Genomic DNA, 14,392 nt, shown 5'->3' on the forward strand with positions numbered 1-14,392 from the left:
CGGCTCAGAGCACCGAGCGCACGAGCTCACCGGTCGCGGCCGGATACGCCTGGGCGACCATGTGATCGCAGTTCCATTCGAGCACGGTCAGGTTGGCGCCCATGTGCTCGGTGAGCGCCGCCCGGAACTCCGGCGTCACGAACGGCGGGTGCACCTTCATCGCCTGCACCAGCACGGTGGGCAGCTCGGTGGGCGGCAGCACCCAGTGGCGGGCCAGCTGGCCCCAGTAGGAGTTGACGGCGGGCAGGCTCATCCGCCAGCCGAAGCGCCCGTTCGCGGTGGGCATCAGATGTTCGTCGAGTTCCGCTTGCAGTAGCCGCGGCTCGACGTCTCCCCAGCCGGTGTCGAGTTTGTCCTGGCGCGCGTGCTCGACGCTGTCGTAGTCGGCCGAGACCAGAGTGGACAGCGCGATCTCGTTGAGCCATTCCGGCTCCAGCGCGATGGCCGGATCGAGCAGTACGAGCTTGCGCACCAGGTCGGGATGACGATGCGCCAGGTGCAGCGCGCACGCACCGCCGAAGGAGTGCGCGACCACCACCACCGGCCCGTCCGCCTCCGTGGTGATCAGCTCGACCAGGTCCTCGACGACGGTCTCGAAATTCCACGGCGGCAGCGAGGTCGAGCGACCGTGCCCGCGCAGGTCGGGCGCGAGCACGCGGACGTCGGGCAGATGCCGGGTGGCCAGGTCCTCCCAGCGTTTGCCGTGACCGGTCACGCCGTGCAGGGCGAGCACCACCGGCCCCGTCGTCGGACCGAACCGATGGACATTCAAGACAGACACCGGTCCATTCTGACCTGCGCCCCGAGCGGCCGCAGCGCCGGTCATGCGGAGGCGTGTACCGGCGTGTCGGTCGTGTCTGTTGCAATAGCCCGCGTGGTGCGATCGGATGGCGCGGTGCGACTGGTTCGCCGGAATGTGGTGGCGCCCCGGCCGCGAGACTGGGGCGCCGACGTCCGCGCGCTGCTGGACGCCGCGGCCGAGGCCGGTCCCGCGCGCCCCGGGTGGCGGCCCTGGCAGGTACTCGGCGGCCCGGGCACCGGCAAGACCGCCCTGCTGGTGGATGTCGCCGCCGGGCGCATCGCGGCCGGAGCCGATCCGGAATCGGTGCTGGTGCTGACCCATTCGAAACAGGCGGCAGGCGCCGTGCGTGACGCCATCACCACGCGCCTGAGCGGACCGGAACCGGGCGCGGAGGGCGGTGTGCCCGGCGCCACACGAGAACCGCTGGTGCGCACGCTGCACTCGTACGCTTTCTCCGTGTTGCGCAGACACGCGATGGCGCACGGCAACCCGCCGCCGCGTCTGCTGACCGGCGCCGAACAGGACGCGGTGCTGCGCGAAATGCTGCGCGGCGACCTGGTGGACATGGCCGAGGGTGCGCGGAGTCTGTGGCCGGAGCGATTGCGGCCCGCGCTCGCGCTCGGCGGGTTCGCCGAGCAGTTACGCGATCTGATGCTGCGCGCCACCGAACGCGGCATCGGGCCGGAGGATCTGGTGCGCCTCGGCCGCGAGCACGCCAAGCCGGAGTGGGTGGCGGCGGGCAGGTTCGCCATCCGCTACGAGCAGACGATGCTGTTGCGCTGGTCGGTCGGCGTCGAGGCGCCGGAGGCGACCGCGCCCGCCCTGGACGCCGCCGAACTGGTCGGCGCGGCGCTGGACGCGCTGGCCGCCGACCCGAATCTGCTTGCCACCGAACGCGCTCGAATCAGATACCTGCTGGTCGATGACGCACAGCACCTGGACCCCCAGGCGGCGATGCTGGTCGAGGTGATCGGGCACAGCGCGCGCACCACGGTGATCGCGGGCGATCCCGATCAGGCGGTCTTCGCCTTCCGCGGCGCGGACGCGCGGTTCGTCGCCGAACTCGACGTGCCCGGCGAGCGGCGCGTCGTGCTGCGGGACAATCATCGCTTCAGCGGTCAGGTGGAGCTGGCGGTCGCGCGGATCGCCGCGCGTCTGCCGGGCAGTGCGCCGCAGCGCATCCCCGTGCCGGAACGCGCCGAACCCGGGGCGGACGGCACCGAGGTGCGGGTCCGCGTGCTGGCCACACCCGCGAAGGAAGCCGCGCTCATCGCCGACCATTTGCGCCGCGCGCATCTCACCGGCGGGGTGCCGTGGTCGCGGATGGCGGTGATCGTCCGTTCGGTGCCGCTGTCGCTGGCGCCGCTGCGCCGTGCCCTGCTCGCCGCGGGCGTCCCGGTGCAGCAGCCCGCGCTGGACACGCCGCTGGCGCGCAGGCGCGGCGCGGCCTGGATGCTGTTGTCGCTGCGCGCGGTGCTGGCGGGCGAGGCGGCGCAGCGGGACGCCGAACCCGCGTTCGAGCCGGAGGACGCCCTGGATCTGCTGTCCGGGCCGCTCGGCGGCGCCGACCAGATCTCCTTGCGCCGGTTGCGGCGCGGTATCCGGCGCGCGGTGCTGGAGTCCGTGCGCGCCGGGGCGAAGGCTCCGGACCCGGCCGGGGACTCGCCGCCGGATCGCGGCGCGGACCTCGACCGCCCCTCCGCGCAGATACTGCGCGACCTGCTGATCGGGACCGGCGATCCGGCGCTCCTGGATCGCCTCACCGACGTCGAGGCCGCGCCGCTGCGCCGGGTACTGGACACGTTGCGCCGGGCGCGCAAGGCGCGCGGGCGTGGCGCGGGCCTCGAGGACGTCCTGTGGGCGTTGTGGACCGGTTCCCGGCTGGAGCGACGCTGGGTGGCCCAGTCGGAGCGCGGCGGCGCGGTCGGCATGCAGGCCGACCGCGACCTCGACGCGGCCGTCGGATTGTTCGACGCGGCCGCGGCCTACGTCGACCGGTTGCCCCGCGCGAGCATCGAGGGATTCGTCGAATACCTGTCGCACCAGGAGATTCCGCAGGACGCGGCGCCGCGCACCGCGCCGCGCGAGGCCGTGGCGCTGCTGAGTGCGCACGCCGCCGCCGGTCGGGAATGGGACGTGGTCGCGGTCGCCGCCGTCCAGGAGGGGATCTGGCCGAATCCGCGCTCCCGTGGCACGCTGCTGCACACCGAGGAGCTGGTCGATCTCACCGCCGGGGTGTCCGACGCGGGGGAGCGGGTGAGCCGTGCGGCGCCGATCCTCGCCGAGGAACGCAGGCTGCTGCTCGTCGCGTGCAGCCGGGCCCGGCGGTCGCTGCTGGTCACCGCCGTGGAGTCGGTGTCGGGCGAACGTGACCTGGTGCCGTCGCGCTTCCTCGCCGAGCTGCTCGGGCACGACGACGACAGCGAGCCCGGTGCGCTGCCGGTGGTCGATCCCGGTCGCGCCCTGGTGATGCACTCCCTGGTGGCCGAATTGCGCGGCGTCGTCTGCGATCCCGAGGCCGACCCGCAGCGCAGGCGTCGCGCGGCACACCAGCTCGCCCGGCTGGCGGACGCGGGCGTGCGCGGCACCCATCCCGACGATTGGTACGGCACCGCCGAGCTCAGCTCGCGGCGTCCGCTGTGGAGCGAGGACGACGCGGCGGTGGCCCTGTCGCCCTCCACCGTCGAAATGCTGCGCACCTGCCCGCTGCGCTGGGCGCTGGAACGCAACGGCGGCACCGACGGCGACAACCCGCACGCCGTCAAGGGCAACCTCGTGCACACGCTGGTGCAGGCGCTGGCGGGCAAGGTGCCCGAGGGCGAAGTGCGCGCGGCGCTGGAGCGCGCCTGGCAGGCGGTCGACCCCGGGAGCGGTTGGCATTCCCGGCAGGAGCTGCGCCGCACCGAGGCGATGCTGGCGACCTTCTCGTCCTGGGTGCGCAACACTCGCGGCGAACTCACCCAGGCCGGTGTCGAGGTGCCGGTCGACTGCGTGTTGCCCGCGCGCACGGAAGACGAACGCGCCGTGCGGATCCGGGGCCGCGTCGACCGGCTCGAGCGAGACGCGCAGGGGCGTTTCGTGATCGTCGACGTGAAGACCGGCAAGTCGCCGGTCACCAAGCAGGCCGCCGTCGATCACGCACAGTTGGCGACCTATCAGGTGGCGGCGGCCATGGGCGCCCTCGACACTCCGGCGGAATCCGGCCCCGACGACGCGGCCACCGCGACCGGCCCGTCCGGCGAGCCCGGTGGGGCGCGGTTGGTGTACGTCGCCAAGCCGAGCAAGGCCGAAGGCGCGACCCAGCGCATGCAGCCACCGTTGGACGCCGAGGCGCTCGACCAGTGGCGCGACACGATTCACCAGGCCGCGGCGTCCACTCAGGGCCCCAGCTACCTCGCCATGCGTAACGACGGATGCCGCCACTGCGCGGTGGCGGGCAGCTGCCCCGTGCAGGACCGCGGGAGGCAGGTGACCGACGAGTGAGCGCCTCGTCGGTCTCGCCGCGGTCGATCGCCGGGGCGGCGCGGTGACGGGCCGGGTGACGCCGCATCAGCTCGCGCAAGCGCTGGGCCTGCCGCCGCCGACCGACGAACAGGCCGCCGTGATCGCGGCCCCGCCGGGCCCGACCCTCGTCGTCGCGGGCGCGGGCGCGGGCAAGACCGAGACGATGGCCGCCCGCGTGGTGTGGATGGTCGCGAACCGGCTCGTGCTGCCCGACGAAGTGCTCGGGCTGACGTTCACGCGTAAAGCCGCACAGCAGTTGACCGCCCGCATCCGGACCAGGTTGGCCCGGCTCGCTGGCGCGCCGCTGCTGCGCGAACTCGACCCGACCGGTCGGCTGCGCGCCCAGCTGACCGGCGCGGAACCGGAGATCAGCACCTACCACTCGTACGCGGGCAGGTTGCTCACCGAACACGGCCTGCTGCTCCCGGTAGAGCCCTCGGCGACGCTGCTGACCGAGACACAGCTCTGGCAGCTCGCCCATCAGGTGGTCCGCGCCTGGGACGGAGACCTGGAGACCGACCGCACCCCGGTGTCGGTCACCGAGGCGGTGCTCGCGTTGTCCGGGCAGCTGGCCGAGCATCTGGTCGAGCCCGAGGAACTGGCCGAGGCGCACACCGAGCTGGCGAAGCTGGTGCACACACTGCCCGCGGGTCCGCGACAGCGCGGCGGGCCCAGTCAGACCCTGCTGAACATCGTGCAGGTGCAGCGGGAACGGGTGGCACTGCTGCCGCTGGTGCAGCAGCTCGCCGAGGCTCTGCGCAGGCGCGGCGCACTGGATTTCGGCGCGCAGATGTCGCTGGCCGCGCGCCTGGCCGCCGAGCATCCCGAGGTCGCCGCCGCCGAACGCGCCCGCTTCCGCCTGGTCCTGCTCGATGAATACCAGGACACCGGCCACGCCCAGCGAGTCCTGCTCGCCGCCTTGTTCGGTGGCGCGGAGGACGGCACTCAGAGAACCGATGACGATTCCTCGGTGGAAGACCAGCTTCCGCCGGAGACAGCGTCCCCACTCGGTGACGGTCCGCAGGACGCCCACTTCGCGCCGACCTCCCAGCGCGCCGATGCCGGGGACATGACGCAAGAGGGCCGACCGCGGTTCGCCGGTGCGCACGACCCTCGCGCCGAGACCAGGAGGCACGACCAGCGGACCCCGCCGCGAGACCCGCGAGCGCAGCGGCTCGCCGTGACCGCCGTCGGGGACCCGATGCAGTCGATTTACGGCTGGCGTGGCGCTTCGGCGGCGAATCTGCCCCGGTTCGCCACCGATTTCCCCACCGCACCGGGCGTGCCCGCCCCCACGCTGGCGTTGCTGACCAGCTGGCGCAATCCGCCGGAGGCGCTGGCACTGGCGAATCTGGTGGCGGAACCGTTGCGGCGCAAGGCGATCGAAGGCGGCGGCGTGACCGTCGACGCCTTGCGCGCCAAGCCCGATGCCGGAGCGGGAGTGGTGGCGCTGGCGCTGACCGCGACCGTGGCCGACGAACGCGAGTGGGTGGCCGAGCGGATCGCCGCGCAGTGGGCCGCCCGGCGCGCGGCGCAGCAGCCGCCGCCCACGTCGGCGGTGCTGGTGCGCCGCAACGCCGATGCCGCGCCGCTCGCCGAAGCCCTTCGCGCGCAGGGGCTCCCGGTGGAGATCGTCGGGCTCGGCGGATTGCTGGCCACCCCGGAGGTCGCCGACATCGTCGCCACCCTGCGGTTGATCGCCGAACCGGGCTCCGGCAGCGCCGCCATGCGTGTGCTGACCGGCGCGCGCTGGCGCCTGGGAGTGGCCGACATCGCCGCGCTCGCCCGCCGGGCCAGGGACCTGTCCATCCGGCCTCCGGGGTCGCAGGGCCCGGCCGAGATCGCCGACGGCGCGGCGCTGGACGAGGCGCTGCGGGAAGTGGCGCCGGAACCGGCCGAGCAGGCCGGGCTGGCCGACGCGATCGCCGATCCCGGTCCGCGGCAGCAGTATTCGCAGGCCGGGTTCGCCCGTATCGAGGCGCTGGGACGGGAGCTGGCCGCGTTGCGCGAACGCAGCGGGCAGCCGCTGGCGGAGTTGGTCGCCGACGTCGAGCGCACCATCGGCGTCGGCGTGGAGACCCAGACGCGACGAGCCATGGCGGGCACCGGGGCCGGACGCGAGCATCTGGACGCGTTCGCCGAAGTGGTGGCGGGCTACGCCGCGGACACCGGCGCCTCGCTCGGCGGACTGCTCGCGTTCCTCGCCGCCGCGGAGGAGGTCGAGAACGGCCTGGAGCCGGGCGAGGTCGAGGTCGCCAAGGACCGGGTCCAAGTGCTGACCGTGCACGCGGCGAAGGGCTTGGAATGGGAGATCGTCGCCGTGCCGCACGTGGTGGAGGGCGTCTTCCCGTCCAAAGTCGGTTCCGGCACGTGGCTGGGCGCGCTCGCCGAGCTGCCGACGTCGTTGCGGGGCGACCGGAAGCAGGACGACGCGGCCGAAGGCGTGCCGGTGCTCGATCTCACCGACCTCTACGACCGCGCCGACCTCGACCGCGCGATCAAGGCGCACAAGGAGGCGCTGGAGCGCCGCCGGATCGATGAGGAACGCCGCCTGTTCTATGTCGCGCTCACCAGAACCGAACGCGTGCTGCTCGTCTCGGCCCACCACTGGGCGGAGACCGGTAGCTCCCCGAAAGGGCCCTCGGATTTCCTGCTGGAGCTGAAGCACGCGCACCAGGACCCCGACAGCCCGGCATACGACGTCTTGACGATCGACCGCTGGGACGACCCGCCCGCGGCCGACGCCGTCAACCCGTTCACCGACAACCCCGCCACCGCCGAGTGGCCGCGCGACCCGCTCAGCACCCGCCGCGACCCCGTCGAACAGGGCGCGGCATTGGTCCGCGCCGCTCTGGCCGATCTGCGCTCCCGCGCTGCCGACGCCGGTCCTGCGCCACACGACACCGCCCAGGGCCGCGGCCTCCTCGAAGGGCAGTTGCCGCCGCTGGACGACGCGGCGGCATACCCGGACGAACCGGCCTACTATCCGCCCGACGACGAGGTCCCACCGGACGAGTTCGCGGACGACTTCGAGGTCCTCGCGACCGAATACGCCGACCCTTACGCGGACATCGAGCCCTATTTCGGCTCGGCGCCTGACCCGGTGGAGGAGTACCTGTCCGCTGACGAGCCGTTCGCCGCGACCGGCTTCGCTCCGCCCCCGCCGGAGGACCCGTACCGGCCGGAGCACACCCATCCGGTGCCGGATCCGGACGATCCGGATGGCTGGGCCGCCGACGTGGACGCCTTGCTGGCCGAACACCAGGCCGCCGCTGCCGCGGCCGAGGAGGTCGAGCTACCCGGTCAGATCGCGGCGACCGCACTGGTCGAGCTGCGCGCCGACCCGGCGAAACTCGCCGCCCGCCTGCGTCGTCCGCTGCCCTACCCGCCCAACCCGCTGGCCCGCCGCGGTACCGCGTTCCACGCCTGGGTGCAGCGCTGGTTCGGCTCCACCCGCCTGCTCGGTCTGGACGAACTGCCGGGCGCGGCCGACAGCGGCGCGGCCGACGCGGGCCTGGACGCCGAACTCACCGCGATGCAGGAGGCGTTCCTGAACTCGCCGTGGGCCGACCGCAGCCCCATCGAAGTCGAGATCCCGTTCGAGACCTCGATCGCGGGCACCGTGATCCGCGGCAGGATGGACGCGGTGTTCGCCGAACCCGGCGGCGGCTGGATCGTGGTGGACTGGAAGACCGGCGCCGAGCCCAGCGCCGCCGAAGAGCCCGCGGTGGCCATGCAGCTGGCCGTGTACCGCTTGGCGTGGGCACGGTTGATGGCCGCGCGCGAGGGACGGTCCGAGCAGGAGATGTTGCCCCGGATCGGCGCGGCGTTCCACTACGTGCGCACCGGGCGCACCATCGCGCCGAGGAACCTGGCCGGTCCGGACGAACTGGCCGAGCTGGTCAGGAACGCCGCGCCCGCCGGCTCACCGCCAGCGACGAAGTGATCAGCGGGATCTGCAGCGGAAGCCGCAGCGTCGCGCCGATCTTGACCAGCCGCGGGGCCTTCTCACTGGCCAGCACGTCCGCGGCGAACTGCACGTTGGCCGGGAACACCGCGATGAACAGCAGTGCCGCGAGACGTCCGCCGAACCCGCGGGTACGCGGGATCGCGAGCGCGATGGCGACGCCGAGTTCGGCCACGCCGGAGGCGTAGGTGTAGTCGCGGGCCCGGCCCGGCAGCAAGCGCGGCACGATCGAATCGAAGGGCTTCGGCCAGACGAAGTGCAGCACCCCACTGCCGAACAGCAGGGTGGCCAGGGCCAGGGCGGGCCGCCGCCCGGCAGCGGCCACGGGTGTCAGCGTGTTTTCTGCCATGAGGCACCCTTGCATTCACCCGGCGGCCGCGTCGACTCGACCCGACCTGATGCGGGCTCGGCGTTTCGCCCCCTCACCGCCCAATCCGACATGTCTCACCCCGGTGAGACCGAGCAAGCGCCGTTCGTGTGGACGCGACCTGCGGGCTCGAGCATGTACCGTTCGCGGCCCGGCTCGCGTCCGAGTGGCCGCTGCGTAAGCGACGAAGGAGCGAGCGCTCTTCGCGTGGACGCGACCTGAGGGCTTCAGCATGTGCCGTTGACGACCTGGCGCGCATCCGAGTAGCCGTGGCGGGTGCCGTCGACTCGACGGTGAGCCGTTGCGGGCATACATCTACGTCTGGTGCTCGAATGCCGACGTGCCCGGCTCGGCTCGACTCCCGGTTTCGAGCGAAGCGAGACCGAGCATTGTCCGTTCGCGGCCCGGCTCGCGTCCGAGCGGCCGCCGCGTCCGCGACGAAGTCGCCAGCGGCGGTCGGTCGGACGCGAGCCACAAGGGGGCCGCGAACACCCAGCGCCGCAGGCGCTGGAGAATCAAACACAGTAGGCTGCCCTCCTGTGCCGGAGGGACAAGGAATACCGGAGATGACCGACACGAGCGACGAGCCGGCGGGTGTGTCCGGTGTTCGGTGATCGAGCGCGTGCTCTGGGGTTGGCCAATCGCCCCGATTTCGCCCTGGTCGGCGTGCTGCGCATCCCGGAAGTGCAGGCCAGCCCGTGGATTTCGCTGACCAGGCGGGTGCTGTTCGCGACGGCGCTGCTCTTCCTGGCCGCGCTGGTCGTGTACATCGGGCGCGACGGTTACCACGACAACTCGGGAAACGAGCTGTCGTTCCTGGACGCGTTCTACTACGCCACGGTTTCGCTGTCGACCACCGGATACGGCGACATCCACCCGGTGACGCCCGATGCGCGGTTGGCGAATATCGTCATCATCACCCCGCTGCGCATCCTTTTCCTGATCGTCCTGGTCGGAACTACCCTCAGCGTGCTGACCGAACGTTCCCGGCAGGCTTTCAAGATTCAGCGATGGAGGCACACCGTGCGCAATCACACCGTGGTCGTCGGATACGGCACGAAGGGGCGGACCGCGATCGACGCGATGCTCGGCGACGGCGTGCAGCCCGCCGACATCGTCGTGGTGGACACCGACATGGTCGCTTTGGAGGCGGCGGCGAACGCCGGGCTGGTCACGGTGCACGGCTCGGCCACCCAATCCGACGTGCTGCGACTGGCCGGTGTGCAGAACTCCGAGTCGGTGGTGGTCGCCACCAACCGCGACGACACCGCCGTGCTGGTCACGCTGACCGCCCGGGAGTTGAACAAGACCGCCAAGATCGTGGTGGCGATCCGGGAGGCGGAGAACACCCACCTGGTGCGGCAGTCCGGCGCGAACTCGGTGGTGGTGTCCTCGGAGACCGCGGGCCGCTTGCTCGGCATCGCGACGACCACGCCGACGGTCGTGGAGATGATGGAAGATCTGCTGACGCCCGAGGAGGGCTTCGCCGTCGCCGAACGTGAGGTGGAGCCGTCCGAGATCGGCGGCTCGCCACGGCATCTCGGCGATATCGTCCTGGGCGTGGTGCGCAACGGCGTGCTGCACCGGGTGGGCGAGCCGGAGGTCGACGCGATCGAGGCGCGCGACAAACTGCTCTACATCCGTCGATCGGCGAAGTGATCACGGCGCGGGCCGGGTGGTAGCCAGGGCGCGATAGTCTCGAACCGTGTCCGCTTTTCAGCTCAATAGTGTTCCGTTGCTGTCCCGTGCCGTCGTGGACCGGGCCGAGCAGATCCGGGGTGATGCCCAGGCTCTGAAGGAGGGCTGGGGCAGCGCGAGACTCTTGCGAGTCAACCGGCGCGGGCAGGCGCGGTTCGAGGAGGGCGTCCTGGTCCTGGAATCGGCACTCGAGTTGTCCGCCGAGCCGAGCCCGGCCGCGGTGTTCCTCGGCGTCGAGGACGACATCCACCTCTGGGCGGTGCGGGACCCGGAGCTGGAGGGCACGCTGACCGATTTGCGCGCGCTGGCAGGCGGCACCGTCGACGACCGCACCGCCGGGCTGCTCTCCACCGCGATCGCATTGCTGAACTGGCACGACAAGGCCGGATTCCACGGTGCCGACGGCACGGTGACGACCGCGGCCAAGGCGGGGTGGTCGCGCGTCACCGAGAGCGGTTACGAGGAGTTTCCCCGGATCGATCCGGCGGTGATCTGCCTGATCCACGACGGTGGTGACCGGGTGCTGCTCGCGCGTCAGCACAGCTGGCCGAAGTCGCTGTTCTCGCTGTTGGCCGGGTTCGTCGAGGCGGGCGAGTCGCTGGAACGCTGCGTGGAGCGCGAGATGCGCGAGGAAGTCGGCCTCGACGTGCGCGAGATCAGCTACCTGGGCAGCCAGCCGTGGCCGTTCCCGCGCTCGCTGATGCTCGGCTTCGCCGCGGTCGCCGATCCCGAGCAGCCGCTGGTCTTCTCCGACGGGGAGATCGCCGAAGCCAACTGGTTCACCCGCGCGCAGGTGCGCGAAGCGCTGGCGGTGGGCGACTGGTCGAAGCAGGGCGAGGGCGCCGAGCTGCTGCTGCCCGGCTCGATCTCCATCGCGCGCACCATCGTCGAATCCTGGGCCGCGATCGACTGAGCACATGCTCGCGCGCGGGTCGGGACGACCCGCGCGCGCCTGATCAGGACAGACCGGCGAGGACCTGTTTGACGGCCGCCAGCGACGGGTTGGTCGCTGTGGAGCCGTCGGCGAACTTGACGGTCGGCACGACGTGATTGCCGCCGTTGACACTGCCGACGAACTCGGCCGACGCCGGATCTTGCTCGATGTCGATCTCGACGTAGGTGATGCCCGCCTCGTCCAGCTGCTTCTTGAGCCTGCGGCAGTAGCCGCACCAGGTGGTCGAGTACATCGTCAGGGTGGGGTTCGCGTCAGTCACGGAGACTGCAACGCCGGAGACCCGCGCACTGTTCCAACTCGAACCTTTTTCCAACCGGCGCCGGCTTCTCACCGTCCACAGCGGTGGGGACCTGCGGCAAGGAAGGAAAGGCTCCGTCCGCGTGGGCCGCCGACGCGGGCGTGACACCGCTGCACGCGACGGCGCTACGGTGCGTGTCGGTGGCCGCTGACATGATGGACCGCGTGCCCGCTCTCGACCTCGCCGACCTCGATCCCGAGCAGGCCGCCGCCGTCCGCGCGCCGCGCGGCCCGGTGTGCGTGCTCGCGGGCGCGGGCACCGGCAAGACCAGGACCATCACCTATCGCATCGCGCACCTGATCGCGCAGGGGCACGTCAAGGCTGATCAGGTGCTCGCGGTGACGTTCACCGCGCGGGCGGCGGGGGAGCTGCGCACCCGGCTGCGCGCGCTCGGCCTCGGCGGCGACGCGACCCAGGTGCAGGCGCGAACATTCCACGCGGCGGCGTTGCGGCAGCTCAAGTACTTCTGGCCGCAGATCGTCGGTGACGTACCGTGGCGGCTGATCGATGCGAAGTTCCCCATCGTCGCGCAGGCGGCGCACCAGGCGGGACTGTCCACGGCCACCGACAGCGTCCGCGACCTGCTCAGCGAGATCGAGTGGGCGAAAGCCTCGCTCATCGCGCCGGAGGACTACGCGGCGGCGGTGGCCGAGCAGCGGCGCGAGACCCCCTATGAGGCGCTGCGCGTCGCCGACGTCTACGCCGGTTACGAGAAGCTCAAGGCGACGCCGGACGGGCTGTTGCTGGATTTCGACGACCTGCTGCTGCATACGGCGGCCGCGCTGGAGGACTATCCGGCGGTGGCCGACGAATTTCGCGGCCGGTACCGCAGTTTCGTCGTCGATGAGTACCAAGACGTCACGCCGCTGCAACAGCGCGTGCTCGACGCCTGGCTCGGCGAGCGGGACGACCTCACCGTCGTCGGCGACGCCAACCAGACGATCTACTCGTTCACCGGCGCCACGCCGAGCTACCTGCTGGACTTCTCCCGTCGTTATCCCGATGCCACCGTGGTCCGTCTGGAACGTGACTATCGCTCTACTCCGCAGGTGGTGTCGCTGGCCAACCGGGTGATCGGGTCGGCGCGCGGGCGCATCGCGGGCACCAGGCTGCAATTGATCGGCCAGCGCGCCGACGGGCCCGAACCGGTGTTCGCCGAATACGACGACGCGCCCGCGGAGGCCGCGGCGGTGGCCAAGGCGATCGGCCGGCTCATCGAGGCGGGCACACCGGCCGCCGAGATCGCCGTCCTGTATCGGATCAATGCCCAGTCGGAGAGCTACGAGCAGGCGCTCACCGAGCGCGGCATCCCGTACCAGGTGCGCGGCGGTGAGGGTTTCTTCGCCCGAGCGGAGGTGAGGCAGGCCGTGCAGGCGCTGCGGCAGGTCGCGACCCGCGAGGACTTGCCCGATCAGGCACGCAGCGGCAAAGCGCTGGTCTCACTGGTCCGCGCGGCCCTCGCCCCGCTCGGCCTCACCGCCACCGAGCCCGCAGGCGCCCAGGCGCGCGAACGCTGGTCCTCGCTGGTCGCCCTGGTGCGCTTGACCGAGGAACTGGTCGGCAACGGCGAGCGGCTCGACCTGACCGGGCTGCTGCGCGAACTCGCGGCGCGCGCCGAGGCCAGGCATCCACCCACGGTGCAAGGGGTCACGCTGGCCTCGCTGCACGCCGCCAAGGGCTTGGAGTGGGACGCGGTGTTCCTCGTCGGCCTGTCCGACGGGACCATGCCGATCGCGCACGTTCTCGCCGACGACGGCTCGGTCGCCGACCAGGCGGCGCTCGAGGAGGAGCGGCGGTTGCTCTACGTCGGGGTCACCAGGGCGCGCGAACATTTGCGACTGTCCTGGGCGCTGGCCAGAAACGAAGGGGGCAGGCGCACGCGGCGGCGTTCGCGATTCCTCAACGGCCTCGTCCCCGACGATTCGCCCGCGTCGCGGATCGCGGCCGCGCCGCAGGCCCCGAACGGCGTCCGCCCGACCTGCCGGGTCTGCGCGAAGCCGTTGATCGGCACCTATGCGACGATGCTCGGCCGCTGCCGCCGTTGCCCGGCCGAACTGGACGCCGAATTGCTTGCGGCACTGCGGGACTGGCGTTCGGAGAAGGCGCAGGCACTGCGGGTGCGCGAATTCGTCGTGTTCACCGACACCACGCTCACCGCGATCGCCGAACAACTGCCCGCCGACGACGCCGCGCTGGCCGCGATCGCGGGCATCGGCGCGAAGAAGATCGACCAGTTCGGCGCCGACGTGCTCGCGATCGTCGCGTCCCGGCTTCGATCAAGGTCACAAAACCGCAGGTAGAAAATAGGTTGTGGCGCTGGAAGATCTTGCCTATGGTGGATTTCACGCACCGGGAGGGCATCTCGGCGCGCACAGTTACCGACAAACACGAGTACAGGAGGGAGGCAGAGCAATGGGCAACACCACGAACTTCAGCGCCAATGGCGTTGCGGTCTATGCGCCTATGGCGGCCTCCCGGGGGATCCTCGCCTTGCAGGGGATCGGTCTGTCCGAAATCGGTGGGTTCGGCACGTTCGGCACGCAAGTGAATTGCGCTGCCATGCACGCCTCGATCCGTACCGAAATCCAGGGCAAGCCCAGCGCGGGCTGGCACCCGACGGCTGCCGAGGCAGCACTCGGTGTCTTCGCGGATGAAGTCGGCTTCGAGCCGGCGGATCCGCGGGCAGCACGCCTCCGCACCGCACACCCAGCGACCGTGAACAGGACTCGACACAGATGTCGACCTAGGTAGGGAACTCTTCCCCGACCTCCTGGCCACGGATCGCGCGACAGCGAAACCGT

At 71.6% G+C, this 14,392-nt stretch carries 9 protein-coding genes; 6 read left to right on the plus strand and 3 right to left on the minus strand.

All coding sequences use genetic code 11. From position 1 onward, the window contains the following. Window positions 1–4 precede the first annotated feature (4 nt). Window positions 5–826, minus strand: coding sequence for an alpha/beta hydrolase (locus K8O92_15455; GenBank protein ID UAK35094.1), 822 nt, complete (start codon window positions 824–826; stop codon window positions 5–7). Here K8O92_15455 and K8O92_15460 point away from each other — a divergent pair. Next, the gene (locus tag K8O92_15460; protein UAK35095.1) at window positions 761–4,285 is read left to right on the plus strand and encodes an ATP-dependent helicase; all 3,525 of its coding nucleotides are present in this window, start codon (window positions 761–763) and stop codon (window positions 4,283–4,285) included. The two genes, K8O92_15455 and K8O92_15460, sit on opposite strands and share 66 nt — an antisense overlap. Window positions 4,286–4,328: 43 nt before the next feature. Then, the gene (locus K8O92_15465; protein UAK35096.1) at window positions 4,329–8,252 is read left to right on the plus strand and encodes an ATP-dependent helicase; all 3,924 of its coding nucleotides are present in this window, start codon (window positions 4,329–4,331) and stop codon (window positions 8,250–8,252) included. On the opposite strand, the gene K8O92_15470 is transcribed toward K8O92_15465, so the two are convergent. Continuing rightward, window positions 8,209–8,622 (minus strand): hypothetical protein, encoded by a 414-nt coding sequence (locus tag K8O92_15470; protein UAK35097.1) that lies wholly within the window; start codon window positions 8,620–8,622, stop codon window positions 8,209–8,211. The two genes, K8O92_15465 and K8O92_15470, sit on opposite strands and share 44 nt — an antisense overlap. A 621-nt stretch (window positions 8,623–9,243) precedes the next feature. On the opposite strand from K8O92_15470, the gene K8O92_15475 reads away from it, so the two are divergent. Beyond that, window positions 9,244–10,299: a potassium channel family protein gene (locus K8O92_15475; GenBank protein ID UAK35098.1), complete on the plus strand. Its 1,056-nt coding sequence runs from the start codon at window positions 9,244–9,246 to the stop codon at window positions 10,297–10,299. A 46-nt stretch (window positions 10,300–10,345) separates the two neighbouring features. Further along, window positions 10,346–11,251, plus strand: a complete 906-nt coding sequence (nudC, locus tag K8O92_15480) for an NAD(+) diphosphatase (protein ID UAK35099.1) — start codon at window positions 10,346–10,348, stop codon at window positions 11,249–11,251. Window positions 11,252–11,294: 43 nt separating this feature from the next. Here the strand turns inward: nudC and K8O92_15485 are convergent, their stop codons facing one another. Further along, window positions 11,295–11,525, minus strand: coding sequence for a mycoredoxin (locus K8O92_15485; GenBank protein UAK35723.1), 231 nt, complete (start codon window positions 11,523–11,525; stop codon window positions 11,295–11,297). A 218-nt stretch (window positions 11,526–11,743) separates the two neighbouring features. Here K8O92_15485 and K8O92_15490 point away from each other — a divergent pair, with 218 nt between their 5' ends. Next, a complete protein-coding gene (locus tag K8O92_15490; protein UAK35724.1) occupies window positions 11,744–13,891 on the plus strand; it encodes an ATP-dependent DNA helicase UvrD2 in 2,148 nt (715 codons plus the stop codon). Between the two features lie 112 nt (window positions 13,892–14,003). Then, window positions 14,004–14,342: a hypothetical protein gene (locus tag K8O92_15495; protein ID UAK35100.1), complete on the plus strand. Its 339-nt coding sequence runs from the start codon at window positions 14,004–14,006 to the stop codon at window positions 14,340–14,342. The last annotated feature ends 50 nt before the right edge of the window (window positions 14,343–14,392 follow it).

This window comes from Nocardia asteroides (genome assembly GCA_019930625.1).
Lineage (GTDB): Bacteria > Actinomycetota > Actinomycetes > Mycobacteriales > Mycobacteriaceae > Nocardia > Nocardia sputi.